Raw genomic sequence first — 14053 nt, 5'->3', positions numbered from 1 at the left:
ATGCGTAGAAAGACAATGAGGTTCACTCTACCCCTGACATCCCGCGCTGAAAACCGATAAGATCGCCGCAACCTGTCAGGAAAACTCACAGATAAAATGAGCCATGACCTTCCCCCGCTCAACGCCTTGCGCGCCTTCGAAGCCACTGCCCGCCTGAACAGCGTCAGTCAAGCGGCCGAACAGTTGCATGTCACCCATGGTGCGGTTAGCCGACAGTTGAAGGTGCTGGAAGAACACTTGGGCGTCAGCCTGTTCATCAAGGAGGGGCGCGGCCTTAAACTCACAGATGCGGGCATGCGTCTGCGCGACGCCAGCGCCGAGGCGTTCGAGCGATTACGCACCGTCTGTGCGCAGCTGACGCAAAGCACGGCAGATGCACCATTCGTATTGGGCTGTTCCGGTAGTCTGCTGGCGCGCTGGTTCATTCCTCGCCTGGGCCGGCTCAACGCCGACCTGCCGGATCTGCGTTTGCATCTCTCCGCTGGCGAAGGCGACTTGGACCCGAGGCGACCGGGGCTTGACGCGTTGCTGGTATTCGCAGAACCGCCGTGGCCGGCAGACATGCAGGTCTATGAACTGGTCAGCGAGCGGATCGGCCCGGTCATGAGCCCTCATTACGCCGGTTTCGCCCGCCTGCAAAACGCCCCGCCAAGTGCAATCCTGGGCGAAGCGCTGCTGCATACCACCTCTCGTCCCCAGGCGTGGCCCACTTGGGCACGGCAAAACGCCCTTGAACCCAAGGCGCTGAAATTCGGGCAGGGTTTCGAGCATTTGTATTACTTGCTGGAGGCGGCCGTGGCAGGGCTAGGCGTGGCCATCGCACCCGAACCGCTGGTCGCCGAGGATGTGCGCGCCGGGCGCCTGGTCGCGCCGTGGGGCTTTGACGAAACCCCGGCGCGACTGGCGTTGTGGCTACCCAAGCGCGCCGCGGACGGGCGCGCTCGGCAATTGGCGCAATGGCTCAGGCATGAGCTGAACCAGCCGACTCAGTCGCCGCGCTTGCACAGCAAATAAGCCGCCAACAAACCCAGGGCCCCGACCGCGACGCCAGCGGTGGTCCAAGGATGCTCCTGAGCGTAATCACGGGTGGCGATTCCGGTTTCACGGGTTTTCACCTTGACCTCTTCATACGCGTCGCTCAGCAGATGCCGGGAATGTTTCAGCGCGTTTTCGGCGTTTGCCTTCAGCGACTTGAGGGTCTTACGCGACTCGTCCGAAGCGTCGTCCTTCAGGCTTTCCAACGACTTGAGCAGACTCTCGATCTCCGCTTCCATGCTTTGCAACGAGGCTTTACGTAACGAATTGCTGGCCATGGTGGCTCTCTCCTGCAGTGGTTGAGTGGCGTGTGTGAATTGGGACTCCAGCCGTTTCTGAAAGTGCAGTAAATCTGAACTTTCACCCGGTAAAAGGCGACACACGTAAGGCGAAAATTCGCTGCTAGGCTGTTAAAGACAACCAAGGAGAACGTCATGAGTGATCATCACACGTACAAAAAAGTCGAGCTGGTCGGCTCCTCTCCCACCAGCATCGAAGACGCCATCAACAATGCGCTGGCCGAAGCCAGCAAAAGCCTCAAGCACCTGGAGTGGTTCGAAGTCACGGAAACCCGTGGACACATCGAAAATGGCCGGGCCGCGCACTTTCAGGTGACCATTAAAGTCGGCTTCCGCATTGCCAATAGCTGACGGGCTGTGAACTTGCACGCTGGCGGAGTGCCATAGGGAATGGCGATGCGCTATCTGGCAAGCGCGTCATGTCTGTTCGATCCCTGCCCTATTGATCCGACCAAGGAGTGCGAGCGATGAAAAATTTGATGTTGGCCCTGGGTTTGCTGAGCCTTGCGGGTACTGCGTTTGCCGCCGGCAAGCCATGCGAGGAGCTGAAAAGCGAGATCGCAGCGAAAATCGATGCCAAAGGTGCATCGGGTTATACGCTGGAAATTGTCGATAAGGGTACGGCTACTGACGGAGACGTCGTCGGCTCCTGCGAAGGCGGCACGAAGGAAATCGTCTACAAGAAGGGCTGATACTTCAGGAAGGTCAAAGCCGACGCATGCGTCGGCTTTTTTATGCGCGTGATCAGCCTTTCATGACCTGCGCCAGCAACTCATAGGAGTGCAGGCGATCAGCATGCTCATACAGGTCGCTGGTGAAGATCAATTCATCGGCCTGGGTTTGCTCGATCAGCACTTCGAGCTTGGCGCGAATTTTCTGCGGGCCGCCGACCATGGCCAGGCCCAGGAAGTCACCAACCGCCTCTTTCTCATGGGGCAACCAGAGACCGTTCATGGTTTCCACAGGCGGGCGCTGCACCAGGCTCTGGCCACGCATCAGGGCCAGGATCCGCTGATACACCGAGGTCGCCAGGTAATCAGCCTGTTCGTCCGTGTCGGCTGCCACCAAAGGCACGCCGAGCATCACGTAAGGCTTGTCGAGCACCGCCGACGGCTTGAAGTGATTGCGATAAATACGGATCGCCTCATGCATGTAGCGCGGTGCGAAATGGGAAGCGAAGGCGTAGGGCAAGCCGCGCTCGCCGGCCAGTTGCGCACTGAACAGGCTCGAGCCCAGCAGCCAGACCGGCACGTTGGTCCCGGTGCCGGGCATGGCGATGATGCGTTGATCCGGCGTACGGGGGCCGAGGTAGCGCATCAGTTCGGCCACGTCTTCAGGGAAATCGTCCGCGCTACCGGAGCGCTCGCGACGCAACGCCCGGGCAGTCATCTGATCGGACCCGGGCGCGCGCCCCAGGCCAAGATCAATACGGCCTGGATAGAGGCTTTCGAGCGTGCCGAACTGTTCGGCGATGATCAACGGCGCATGGTTGGGCAGCATCACGCCGCCGGAGCCGACCCGAATGGTCGAAGTGCCCCCCGCCAGATAGCCCAGCAGGACCGCCGTCGCGGAGCTGGCGATGCCATCCATGTTGTGGTGCTCGGCGACCCAGAAGCGGGTGTAGCCGTATTTTTCCACGTGCTGCGCCAGGTCCAGCGAGTTGCGCAAGGACTGGGCAGCGTTGCCATCAGCGCGCACAGGCACGAGGTCGAGGGTCGAGAACTTCACTTCGGACAGCTGTTTCATGGGCCGGCATCTCCAACGGCATGAGGGGCTTTTCCTACGGGCAAAAGCCTGCCGTTTCTATAGGTGTGTTCCATGCAATGTGGGCATATACCCGAGTTTCAATAGCTACCATGAAATTTCCTACTAAATCGGTCGGCTAATCGACAGGATGAACTTTATCGGGCGGTCTATCCTCACAACCCTGACAACGAAAAACACCCAGGCGCGAACCCTCGCGCCGGATATTGAGGAGGCAGACATGGCTATCATCAAGAAAGCATCGGCTCATTGGGAAGGTGACCTGAAAACCGGCATCGGCTCCATCTCCACGGAAACCGGCGTGCTGCGCGAAGCCCCCTATGGCTTCAAGGCGCGCTTCGAAGGCGGCAAGGGCACCAACCCGGAAGAACTGATCGGCGCGGCCCATGCGGGCTGCTTCTCCATGGCGTTTTCGATGATCCTTGGCGAGGCTGGGCTCACAGCCAGCAGTATCGATACCAACGCCGATGTCACCCTCGATCAGGTCGAGGGCGGTTTTGCGATTACGGCAGTGAAACTGACGCTTAAAGCGAAGATCCCCGGCGCCAGCCAGGAGCAATTCGAAGAGCTGAGCAACAAGGCCAAGGAAGGTTGCCCGGTTTCCAAAGTGCTGAACGCCAAGATTACGCTGGATGCGACGCTGGTGAGCTGATGCGATACCCATCACAGCCTTCAACTGCGGCTGAAGGCTGTGATCTGTTTACCCTGCAGCAATTGTGGTCGAATGCACACCTGCAGTTTCAGCGCACAGGCAGTGCGCGCTGTCATGAGGAATTCGAGCATGAAACGATTCGCCCTGGCGGTCATCAGTTGCGCATTGGCCACGTCGGCCCTCGCGGCCCCCAAATCCTGTGAAGAACTGAAAGCTGAAATCGAAGCGAAGATCCAGGCGAATAACGTGCCTTCCTACACATTGGAAATCGTGACCAATGATGAAGTGCATGATGAAAATATGGTCGTGGGCAGTTGCGAAAACGGCACCAAAAAGATCATCTACCAGAAGAACGACAGCTAAGCCGTCCTACGGAACGCAATTGACCTGCCGTTCTTCGGCCACGATTTCACGCTTGGCGTTATAGAGTCGGGCGCTGGGGGTAAACGCCAGATTGCGACCCTCCAGGCGATAACGCTGGCCCGCCTCGAAATGGTCGTAACGCACAAGCATGTAGCACAGCCGCTCTTGCGGCTCGGCTTGCATACCCAGCCCACCACCGCCAGGCACCTCGAAGTCGAAACGCACTTTCAGTTCGTGGCTGCCCGGAGAAACCTGGAAGAAACGTCCGTCCGGCAGTCGTTGGCCATCCAGGCTTTCAGCCATCAGCATCTTGCCGCCCGGCATGGGCGTGGCGAAGTCGATCCAGGCCATGTTCGGATCAATCTTGGGCGGCGGGCTGGTTGCACAGCCGCTCATGGAGACAAAGGCCAATAGCAGCAGAGGTAGGCGCATGATGATTTCCTGAAGTCAGACAATGAGCATAGCGCCGATCAGCTTTGCTGACAGCCTGCTGGCGTGCCTTGGCCCACGACTTTTCGCTGTTGATCATAGAGCTTGGCCCATGGACGGAAACCGATGTTGCCAGCCTGCAACTGATAACGCTGGCCTGCGTTGAAGTCCTTGAACTTCACATTCAACCGGCAATCGCGCCACAGTGGCTCGGCATTCGGGCCGATGTTGCCGGGCTCGACGGCAAATTGATAACGCACCGTCAGCTCATGGCTGCCCGGCTGCACTTCAAAATAACGTCGGTCGAGAGACGTCTTGTCATCGACTTCCAGCGCTTGCAGCGCCGTGTCCTGATGGCTTCCCAGGTCGATCCATGCCTGCGACGGATCGGGATCGGGCAAACCGGCGCAACCGCTCAGCAGCAACAGGCCACTCGTCAGCATCAATACGCGCATAGCGAAGCTCCAGGCAGGCGGGATAGTCTTGTGGGCAGACTTTCCCAGGGTGATTCCAATTGATCAGGCCGCATCCAAGCCATCGGTTACTCGACCGTGTTTTCCGGATTTTGTTTCCAGGCCTCCTGCTTTTGTTACTCAACGGTTGTGCAAGCGTGGGTTACTACAGTCAGCTCGCCAGTGGACAGCTACGGCTGTTGCAGGCCCGAGAGCCGATCGACCAAGTGATTGCCGACCCCGCCCGCGATCCTACATTGCGGGCTCATCTGGCCCAGGCGCGTGCGGCACGCACATTCGCCAGTGCGCAGTTGCACCTGCCGGACAACAAAAGCTACCGCCTGTATGCGGACATTGGCCGCCCATTCGTGGTCTGGAATGTCTTCGCCACGCCAGAATTTTCCCTGGCCCCGCAAAACCACTGTTTCCCCATCGCCGGTTGCGTGGCCTATCGCGGCTACTACAGCCAGGGCGCCGCCCGTGGCGAGGCAGCCTTGCAACGCTTGCGGGGCATGGATGTGGCGATTGGTGGCGTAGAGGCCTACTCGACGCTGGGCTGGTTCAACGACCCGATCCTGAGCTCGATGATGCACTGGGGCGACGAACGCCTGGCGACGCTGATCTTTCATGAACTGGCGCACCAGCGCTTCTACGTAAAGGACGACACCGAATTCAATGAATCCTTTGCCACCTTCGTCGAACAGCAAGGCACCCGGCAATGGCGCGCCAGTCGCGGGCTGGCCCCGGACAATGGCAAACGGATGCGCCAGCGCGAGCAATTCATCCAACTGGTCCTGGACACGCGTCAGCGGCTGGAACAGCTCTATACCCAACCCCTGCCGGCCGAACAGATGCGCCAGCGCAAGGCCCAGGAGTTCGAGCGCCTGCGCGCTGATTATCAGCGACTGCGCGACACCCGGTGGGCAGGCGACAAACGCTACGACGCGTGGATCTATGCGCCGCTGAACAATGCGCGGCTATTGCCGTTCGGCCTGTATAGCCAGTGGGTGCCAGCGTTTGCGGCGCTGTTTCAACAGGAAGGCGGAGACTGGGTTGCGTTTTATGCCGCAGTGGAAAAGCTTGGCAGTTTGCCGATTGATGAGCGCAAAGCGGCACTGAAGGCGCTGGCAGGATCGAAAATTTCTGGTGATTGAACCGGCCTCATCGCGAGCAGGCTCGCTCCCACAATAGATCTCAGTGAACGCGGCTTGCATGTACAACACCGCCCCCTTGTGGGAGCAAGGCTTGCCCGCGATCGCAATATGACTACCCCTGCAAAAATGCCCGATGCAACTCATCCAGCGTCTGAAAGTGATACGCCGGGCCCTCGGCATTCAGCTCCTCATAACTGCCAAACCCATAGCCCACCGCCGCGGCATCCAGCCCATTGCTACGAGCGCCAATCAAATCGTGTTTGCGGTCGCCAATCATCAAGGTATTCGCCGGGTCGAGCCCTTCTTCAGCCATCAGGTGAGCAATCAACTCAACTTTGTCGGTGCGCGTACCGTCCAGCTCACTGCCATAGATCACTTTGAAGTGCCGGGCGAAGTCAAAGTGGCGGGCGATTTCGCGGGCGAAGACCCAGGGTTTGGAGGTGGCGATGTACAACTGCCGGCCCTGCTCGCCCAGGGTTTCCAGCAGGGGCATCACACCGTCGAAGACGCGGTTTTCGTACAACCCGGTGACTTTGAAGCGTTCGCGATAGAAATTCACCGCCTCCCAGGCTTTCGCCTCATCGAAGTCATAAAACTGCATGAAGGCCTGCAACAGTGGCGGGCCGATAAAGTGTTCGAGACGGGTCAGGTCGGGTTCGTCGATGCCCAGTTGGCTCAGGGCGAACTGGATCGAACGGGTAATGCCCTCGCGGGGGTCGGTGAGGGTGCCGTCGAGGTCGAAGAGTACGGTCTGGTAATGCATGCAAATTCCTGGGTAAGGGCGGGACGATTCAGAGCCGGTCGTAGCCTTCGGCCAGATGCAGGTCCTTGAGCTTCACGTAGTTCGCCGCGCTGTAGGTGAAAAAGGCGCGTTCCTTGTCGGTCAGCGGCCGGGCCTGTTTTACCGGACTGCCTACATACAGGAAGCCGCTCTCCAGGCGTTTGCCCGGCGGTACAAGGCTGCCGGCGCCGATGATTACGTCATCTTCAACCACCGCGCCGTCCATGACGATGCTGCCCATGCCGATCAAGACCCGGCTGCCCACCGAGCAGCCATGGAGCATGACCTTGTGGGCAATGGTCACGTCATCGCCGATCAGCAGCGGGAAGCCATCGGGATTGAAGGGACCGGCGTGGGTGATGTGCAGCACGCAGCCATCCTGGACGCTGGTACGGGCACCAATGCGGATGCGGTGCATGTCGCCGCGAATGACCGTCAGCGGCCAGACGGAGCTGTCTTCGCCGATTTCAACGTCGCCGATCACCACCGCGGTGCTGTCGACAAAAGCGCCGCGGGCAAGCCGTGGGCTGTGATTCTGGTACGTGCGAAGGGTCACGATAGGCTCTCTCTTATCCGGTGATAGGCGCTGCTAGCTGCGGTGAACGTCGATTGTAATTAAGATGGGTCCATGTTTCTTCCAGCCAAGGTGTCAACCGTGAGCGTGAACAACCCTCTTTTGCAACCCTACGACCTGCCGCCGTTCTCGACGATCCGTGCCGAGCACGTGCAACCGGCCATCGAGCAGATCCTGGCTGACAACCGTGCCGCCATTGCCGAGATCCTCAAGACCCAGGGCACTCAGCCTACCTGGGCCGGCCTGGTGCTGGCGATGGACGAGCTCAATGATCGCCTGGGCGCGGCCTGGAGCCCGGTGAGCCATTTGAACGCCGTGCGCAACAGCCCCGAACTGCGCGAAGCCTACGAGGCCTGCCTGCCGGCGCTGAGTGCTTACTCCACGGAGCTGGGCCAGAACCGCGAGCTGTTCCAGGCCTTCGAAGCCCTGGCGAACAGCCCCGAAGCCGCCGGTTTCGACGTGGCGCAGAAAACCATCCTGGAACATTCCCTGCGGGACTTCCGTCTGTCGGGTATCGATCTGCCGCCCGAGCAGCAGCAACGCTATGCCGAAGTGCAAAGCAAACTGTCGGAACTGGGCAGCCGCTTCTCCAACCAGTTGCTGGACGCGACCCAGGCCTGGACCAAACACATCACCTCTGAGGCCGCCCTCGCCGGCCTGACCGACTCGGCCAAGGCGCAAATGGCCGCGGCCGCCCAGGCCAAAGAGCTGGACGGTTGGCTGATCAACCTGGAATTCCCCAGCTATTACGCGGTGATGACCTACGCCGAAGACCGCGCCCTGCGTGAAGAAGTCTACGCCGCGTACTGCACACGCGCGTCAGACCAGGGCCCCAACGCCGGTCAGAACGATAACACTCCAGTGATGGAAGAAATCCTCGACCTGCGCCAGGAATTGGCCCAACTGCTGGGCTTCGCCAACTTCGCCGAGTTGAGCCTGGCGACCAAAATGGCCGAATCCAGCGATCAGGTGCTCAGTTTCCTGCGCGACCTGGCCAAGCGCAGCAAACCATTTGCCGCCCTGGATCTGGAACAGCTGAAGGCGTTCGCCGCCGAACAGGGCTGCCCCGACCTGCAAAGCTGGGACAGCGGCTTCTACGGTGAAAAGCTGCGCCAGCAGCGTTACAGCGTGGCCCAGGAAGCCCTGCGCGCCTACTTCCCGATCGACAAGGTACTGAGCGGCCTGTTCGCCATCGTGCAGCGCCTCTACGGCATCGAGATCGCCGAACTGAAAGGTTTCGACACCTGGCACCCGGACGTGCGCCTGTTCGAAATCAAGGAGAACGGTCAGCACGTCGGCCGCTTCTTCTTCGATCTCTACGCGCGCGCCAACAAGCGCGGCGGCGCCTGGATGGACGGCGCCCGCGACCGTCGGCGCACCTTCGATGGCGTGCTGCAAAGCCCAGTCGCCAACCTGGTGTGCAACTTCACCCCGGCCGACAGCGGCAAACCCGCGCTGCTGACCCACGACGAAGTCACCACCCTGTTCCACGAGTTCGGCCATGGCCTGCACCACCTGCTGACCCGCGTCGAACATGCCGGAGTGTCCGGCATCAACGGTGTGGCCTGGGATGCCGTGGAGCTGCCGAGCCAGTTCATGGAAAACTGGTGCTGGGAGCCCGAAGGCCTGGCGCTGATTTCCGGTCACTATGAAACCGGCGAACCGCTGCCCCAGGACCTGCTGGAAAAAATGCTCGCGGCGAAAAACTTCCAGTCCGGCCTGATGATGGTCCGCCAACTGGAGTTCTCGCTGTTCGACTTCGAGCTGCACGCCACCCATGGCGATGGACGCAGCGTGCTGCAAGTGCTCGAAGGCGTGCGCGACGAAGTCTCGGTGATGCGTCCACCGGCCTACAACCGCTTCCCCAACAGCTTTGCCCACATCTTCGCCGGCGGTTATGCGGCGGGCTACTACAGCTATAAGTGGGCGGAAGTGTTGTCGGCCGATGCGTTCTCCAAGTTCGAAGAGGACGGCGTACTCAACGCCGACACCGGTCGCGCCTTCCGTGAAGCGATCCTGGCCCGTGGCGGCTCCCAGGAGCCGATGGTGCTGTTCGTCGACTTCCGTGGCCGTGAGCCATCGATTGACGCACTCTTGCGCCACAGCGGCCTGACCGAGGACGCAGCAGCATGAGCGAGGGGCCTGTGATTACCAAAAGGCGCTTTATCGCCGGGGCAGTCTGCCCGGCGTGCAGCGAACCGGACAAGTTGATGATGTGGAACGAAGACGGCGTGCCGCACCGTGAGTGTGTGGCCTGCGGTTATTCCGACACGCTCAACGAACAAGGCCTGTCGGTGCCCAAGGAGTTGGGCACCCGGGTCAACACATCGGCGCTCAAAGTCCCGGACGCCAAGGTCCAGGCGGTACAGTTTTTCCCCAATCCCAAGTTGAAGAAAAAAACCGACTGAAATCTTCGGCATCACCTTCCGGGCCGCCCGGCCCGGAAGCGATACATATATACCGCAACGCGTCACGCCTTCCTCTCCAGACTGTTCCCCAGTCCAGACAGACAGGAAGGCTGCCATGCCCGACAATGACAATCCGCTGTTGCAGGCCTATGACCTGCCCCCCTTTGCGCAGATCCAAGCCAAACATTTTTCACCGGCCCTCGACCGGATCCTTGCCGAGAGCCGCGATCAAGTGGCCGACATCATCAAGACTCAGACACCCTTCCCCACCTGGGACGATCTGGTGTTGGCCATGGACGAGATTCACGCCCGCTTGAAGGGTTTCGACGACCTGCTGGATCTGCTGGCGTCCACCCGGCCGGGAGACGACTGGGTCCAGGCTTCGCTCGACTGCAGCGAACGGATGCAAGATTTCCAGAACGCGCTGAGACACAATCGCCAATTGTTCCAACTCTATCAGCGCTTGGCCGACAGCGAGATTGCCAGGCACTTCGAACCGCCTCGTAAAAGAGTTCTGGAGAAGGCCCTGCGCCAGTTTCGCCAGCACGGGTTGGCCCATACCGCAGCGTCAGACTTGAAAGCCCTGCAGCAACGCATTCAACAGGGCCGGGAATTGTTCCTCGATCAGTTGCAAAAGGCCAACAAGGCCTGGAGCAAAGCGTTCGACGATGAGGCTCAGTTGAGCGGCCTGGCGCCGCAATTCAAACAACAGCTGGCCAAACAGGCCCGCGAGGCCGGGCGCACGGGATGGCTGCTGACCCTCAGTGATGCATCGTTTGGCATCGTCACCAGCTACGCGGACAATCGTCTTTTGCGCAAAGAGGTTTACCTGGCCTACAGCACGCGCGCCTCGGACCAAGGCCCCGACGCTGGCCGGTTTGATAACAGCGAGGTGCTCAGACGGTTGCTGGAAGATCGTCGTCGATATGCCACGTTACTGGGTTATTCGAATTTCGCTCAAATGGTGATCGAGCCTGAGCAAGCCGAGTCTCCCGAACAGGTGATGGGGTTCTTGCGCGATCAGCTTGAACAACAACAGGACCTCTTTGCCCGCGACGCCGAACAGCTCAGGGCATTTGCCCTAAGGCAAGGTTTCACCGAGCTTCAACCTTGGGATTACCCGTATCTGGTAGAAAAACTTCGTCAGCATACGGCCGGCATCTCGAAGCTGGCCCTCAGCGCCTGGTTCGAGCTGGAGTCCACCTTTTCGCAGCTATTGCTGATCGCCAAGGATCTGTTTGGGGTGGACATTCTCGAACGCGCTGACGCGGCCACGTGGCATCCGGACGTGCGTCTTTTCGAAGTCCGCGAGTGGGACCAGACCATCGGCTACATCTATTTCGATCCGTTCGAGCATGCGAACAGAGACGGTTACCCGAACACCACCACCCTGCGAAACCGCCGCATCACGGCCGAGGGCCGGCCCCGACATCCCATCGCCGTGTTGCACGGCTGGCTGGCGCGCAGCTCAGATGCATCGCCGGTCTTGCTCGACCATCTGCAACTGCGAATTCTCTTTCATGAGTTCGGCCATTGCTTGCACCATGTGTTGACCCGCGCCGAGTATCGCGACGTGTCGGGCATCACCGAGCTCTCCCGGGACACCTCGGAATTTGCCGGGGTGCTACTGGAACAATGGTGCTTTACCCGGCAATGCCTGGTCCGTTTGTCAAAGCATTACCAGACCGGCGCGGCCATGCCCGATGCCATCGCCGATCAGTTGCTGACCTTCGCCAACACTCAAGCCAGCTGGGAAACCGCCTCGCTGCTGCGCAACGCGCTGTTTGACATGGAACTGCACCTGACCCACGGCGATGGGCGCACGGCTCAGCAGGTATTCGATCAAGTCAGCGCCCAAGTCGGGCATCTGCCCGTATGGGGGAGCGAACGCTGGCCCAATGGCCTGGATTACATGGTGACCGGTTATGCGGCCCGGATTTACGCCTATGCCTGGTCAAAAGCGTTGGCAATCACCGCGTTCCAAAGGTTTGAGCAGGAGGGGTTGTTCAACGGGACAAAAGGCCGGGCGTTGCGTGAAACAATATTCGGCCCTGGCGATTCAAGGCCTCTGGCCGAGTCCGTGGCAGCTTTTACAGGGATGTCAGCCGTCAGGGTGAAGGGCGAATAACCTGTGGGTCGGGCTGACGAGTCGTGATGACGGAACCGACCCAGCTTTGCAGCGAGCAAAGAGCAAAAACGCTGGTACTGCAGTCGCCGTTGGCCAGCGCAACGCGGAGCTTCTCAACATCGGCCCGCATCATGTAACGAATCCCGTCCTTGAAGTGCGGGTTGTTGCCGAAGCCGCCTTCAGTCATTTCGTTCAAGGCCTCCTCTTTGCTCCAGCCCTGTACGACCACCCTGTACATGGCCGCCACCAACCCGGTGCGGTCCGAACCATGCTTGCAGTGCATCAATACCGGACCATCGGTTTCGGCAGCCTGAATGGCGCGCAAGGCGGCGAGGATGTCGCTGTCGTCCACATGATTGGTGCGATAAGGCAACTGCACTTGCTTGACGCCGGGTGTGGACAACCAACTCGCGTCCGAATCCGGCAGAAATGTGATGACTGTGCCGATGTTGAGCCTCGTCAGCAGAGGCAAAGCATCCGCGTCCGGCAAGGCGCTGCGGTAAAGCGCCGGCGACATCTGATAAAGGTTGTAGCGCTTTTCCACCGGCTGGGCCCATTCGGAAGACCTTGCCTCGCCCAGATCGGCCGCTAGGGCTTGGGACTCGGCAAAGACCAGGAACAAGGACAGGAGGAGCAGCGAGCGGGAATAGAGTTTGAACATGCGTGGACGACCGAAACGAAGAAGAACGAGACGGTCAGTTTCGGCACGAGCCGGTTAAAGGCCTGTGAGCAAGACGTCAACACGACGTGAACACGATCCATAGCGGTGGGCTGCTGAACGGCGCTGGCCTAATTGAATTCCAGCGAATACTGTATGCACATACAGCAACGGAGCCTTCCAATGTCCATCTCTCTTCCGCCCCGTGGCCGTGGCACCGCCACCAACCCGCACAACCGCTTCGCCCCGAGTCGCTCGGTGGTCGAGGATGATGGCTGGTATCAGGAAGTACCGTCGACCCAAGGCACCGAAGTACGGATCGAAACAGCCAAGACCATCATCACCCGCAACACCTCGCCGGATCTGCCTTTCGACCGCTCCATCAATCCATACCGGGGCTGTGAACATGGCTGTATCTACTGCTATGCGCGGCCCAGCCACGCTTACTGGGACATGTCGCCCGGGCTGGATTTCGAAACCAGACTGATCGCCAAGACCAATGCCGCCGACGTACTGGAGGAACAGCTGTCCAGGCGTGGCTATCAATGCGCCCCAATCAACCTGGGCTCCAATACCGACCCTTACCAGCCGATCGAACGCGAACATCGCATTACGCGCCGGATTCTCGAAGTGCTGCTGCGCTACCGTCATCCGGTGACCATCGTCACCAAAGGCTCGCTGATTCTGCGCGACCTGGACCTGCTGACCGAGCTGGCGCAACAGCGCCTGGTAAAGGTCATGATCAGCCTCACCACCCTGGACGATGAACTCAAGCGCATCCTCGAACCGCGCGCGGCGGCGCCCAAGGCGCGATTACGGGCGATCAAGGTCATGCGCGAGGCGGGCATTGCCGTGGGGGTGCTGTGTTCGCCGATAATCCCGATGATCAATGACAGCGAGATTGAAAATCTGCTGGCCGAGGCCCACGCCGCCGGCGCGCAGAGTGCTTCCTACATCATGTTGCGCCTGCCATTGGAGGTCGCGCCGCTGTTTGAAGAATGGCTGCAGGCGCACTACCCGCAACGCGCGGCTCATGTACTGAGCCTGGTTCGCCAGAGCCGTGGCGGCGAACTGTATGACAGCCGCTTCGGTTCTCGGATGCGTGGCGAAGGCCCGTTCGCCGACCTGCTGGCCCAGCGTTTCGCCAAGGCGCTCAAGCGTCTGGGGCTTGAGCGCCGGGAAGGTTACAATCTCGATTGCAACGCCTTTTGTCCGCCGGGCCGACAGATGTCTTTGATTTGATTAAAGTTGAACGTGGGGCATGGGCAGGCATGAGCGACGCTTGCTTCCCGGTCACACCTGTAATCGTTGTTCTAGAGCCTTTGATTCAGTTTGAGTTAAGTTTCGGTCGCTACC

Annotated in this window: 17 protein-coding genes; 10 read left to right on the top strand and 7 right to left on the bottom strand. The window is 60.0% G+C overall.

Going from position 1 to position 14053, the window contains the following annotated elements:
- Window positions 1-96: 96 nt before the first annotated feature.
- Window positions 97-1014: a LysR family transcriptional regulator gene (locus GKKCFE_RS26540; RefSeq protein WP_047230072.1), complete on the top strand. Its 918-nt coding sequence runs from the start codon at window positions 97-99 to the stop codon at window positions 1012-1014.
- Here the strand turns inward: GKKCFE_RS26540 and GKKCFE_RS26535 are convergent.
- Window positions 987-1313, bottom strand: a complete 327-nt coding sequence (locus tag GKKCFE_RS26535; protein WP_003196426.1) for a DUF883 family protein — start codon at window positions 1311-1313, stop codon at window positions 987-989. The genes GKKCFE_RS26540 and GKKCFE_RS26535 overlap by 28 nt on opposite strands.
- Window positions 1314-1469: 156 nt before the next feature.
- On the opposite strand from GKKCFE_RS26535, the gene GKKCFE_RS26530 reads away from it, so the two are divergent.
- Together GKKCFE_RS26530 and GKKCFE_RS26525 are read left to right on the top strand one after the other, a co-directional pair.
- Complete coding sequence (locus GKKCFE_RS26530) at window positions 1470-1685, top strand: dodecin (protein WP_003177209.1); 216 nt, start codon at window positions 1470-1472, stop codon at window positions 1683-1685.
- Window positions 1686-1801: 116 nt separating this feature from the next.
- Window positions 1802-2026: a DUF1161 domain-containing protein gene (locus GKKCFE_RS26525; RefSeq protein WP_047230071.1), complete on the top strand. Its 225-nt coding sequence runs from the start codon at window positions 1802-1804 to the stop codon at window positions 2024-2026.
- Window positions 2027-2078: 52 nt separating this feature from the next.
- Here GKKCFE_RS26525 and GKKCFE_RS26520 read toward each other — a convergent pair whose 3' ends face one another.
- Complete coding sequence (locus tag GKKCFE_RS26520; RefSeq protein ID WP_058544936.1) at window positions 2079-3080, bottom strand: LLM class flavin-dependent oxidoreductase; 1002 nt, start codon at window positions 3078-3080, stop codon at window positions 2079-2081.
- Window positions 3081-3318: 238 nt separating this feature from the next.
- Between GKKCFE_RS26520 and GKKCFE_RS26515 the strand changes: the two genes are divergently transcribed.
- Together GKKCFE_RS26515 and GKKCFE_RS26510 are read left to right on the top strand one after the other, a co-directional pair.
- Window positions 3319-3750, top strand: coding sequence for an OsmC family protein (locus tag GKKCFE_RS26515; protein WP_047230069.1), 432 nt, complete (start codon window positions 3319-3321; stop codon window positions 3748-3750).
- Between the two features lie 129 nt (window positions 3751-3879).
- A complete protein-coding gene (locus GKKCFE_RS26510; RefSeq protein ID WP_092399797.1) occupies window positions 3880-4113 on the top strand; it encodes a DUF1161 domain-containing protein in 234 nt (77 codons plus the stop codon).
- 6 nt (window positions 4114-4119) lie between these two features.
- Here the strand turns inward: GKKCFE_RS26510 and GKKCFE_RS26505 are convergent, their stop codons facing one another.
- Together GKKCFE_RS26505 and GKKCFE_RS26500 are read right to left on the bottom strand one after the other, a co-directional pair.
- Entirely contained in the window at window positions 4120-4545 is a 426-nt protein-coding gene (locus tag GKKCFE_RS26505; protein WP_316912426.1) for a PA0061/PA0062 family lipoprotein, read from the bottom strand.
- Between the two features lie 38 nt (window positions 4546-4583).
- A complete protein-coding gene (locus GKKCFE_RS26500; protein ID WP_047230066.1) occupies window positions 4584-4997 on the bottom strand; it encodes a PA0061/PA0062 family lipoprotein in 414 nt (137 codons plus the stop codon).
- 59 nt (window positions 4998-5056) lie between these two features.
- On the opposite strand from GKKCFE_RS26500, the gene GKKCFE_RS26495 reads away from it, so the two are divergent.
- Window positions 5057-6148: an aminopeptidase gene (locus GKKCFE_RS26495; RefSeq protein ID WP_139048748.1), complete on the top strand. Its 1092-nt coding sequence runs from the start codon at window positions 5057-5059 to the stop codon at window positions 6146-6148.
- A gap of 112 nt (window positions 6149-6260) precedes the next feature.
- On the opposite strand, the gene GKKCFE_RS26490 is transcribed toward GKKCFE_RS26495, so the two are convergent.
- Together GKKCFE_RS26490 and GKKCFE_RS26485 are read right to left on the bottom strand one after the other, a co-directional pair.
- A complete protein-coding gene (locus GKKCFE_RS26490) occupies window positions 6261-6911 on the bottom strand; it encodes an HAD family hydrolase (protein ID WP_047230063.1) in 651 nt (216 codons plus the stop codon).
- Window positions 6912-6939: 28 nt separating this feature from the next.
- A complete protein-coding gene (locus GKKCFE_RS26485) occupies window positions 6940-7485 on the bottom strand; it encodes a gamma carbonic anhydrase family protein (protein WP_139048747.1) in 546 nt (181 codons plus the stop codon).
- A 99-nt stretch (window positions 7486-7584) separates the two neighbouring features.
- On the opposite strand from GKKCFE_RS26485, the gene prlC reads away from it, so the two are divergent.
- The 3 genes from prlC (at window position 7585) to GKKCFE_RS26470 (ending at window position 12039) form a co-directional block, all read left to right on the top strand.
- Complete coding sequence (prlC, locus tag GKKCFE_RS26480; protein WP_316912424.1) at window positions 7585-9636, top strand: oligopeptidase A; 2052 nt, start codon at window positions 7585-7587, stop codon at window positions 9634-9636.
- Entirely contained in the window at window positions 9633-9911 is a 279-nt protein-coding gene (locus GKKCFE_RS26475; protein WP_047230061.1) for a YheV family putative zinc ribbon protein, read from the top strand. Before prlC ends, GKKCFE_RS26475 begins: the two co-directional genes overlap by 4 nt.
- A gap of 115 nt (window positions 9912-10026) precedes the next feature.
- Window positions 10027-12039: a M3 family metallopeptidase gene (locus GKKCFE_RS26470; protein ID WP_316912423.1), complete on the top strand. Its 2013-nt coding sequence runs from the start codon at window positions 10027-10029 to the stop codon at window positions 12037-12039.
- Here the strand turns inward: GKKCFE_RS26470 and GKKCFE_RS26465 are convergent.
- Window positions 12020-12700 (bottom strand): phosphatase domain-containing protein, encoded by a 681-nt coding sequence (locus GKKCFE_RS26465; protein WP_316912422.1) that lies wholly within the window; start codon window positions 12698-12700, stop codon window positions 12020-12022. The two genes, GKKCFE_RS26470 and GKKCFE_RS26465, sit on opposite strands and share 20 nt — an antisense overlap.
- Before the next feature lie 180 nt (window positions 12701-12880).
- On the opposite strand from GKKCFE_RS26465, the gene GKKCFE_RS26460 reads away from it, so the two are divergent.
- On the top strand, window positions 12881-13939 hold the full coding sequence (locus GKKCFE_RS26460) for a PA0069 family radical SAM protein (protein ID WP_316912421.1): 1059 nt from the start codon (window positions 12881-12883) through the stop codon (window positions 13937-13939).
- The last annotated feature ends 114 nt before the right edge of the window (window positions 13940-14053 follow it).

The organism is Pseudomonas sp. E141, from assembly GCF_052659885.1.
The sequence above is the reverse complement of the archived record's forward strand: the minus strand, read 5'-3'. Positions and strand labels throughout refer to the sequence as shown.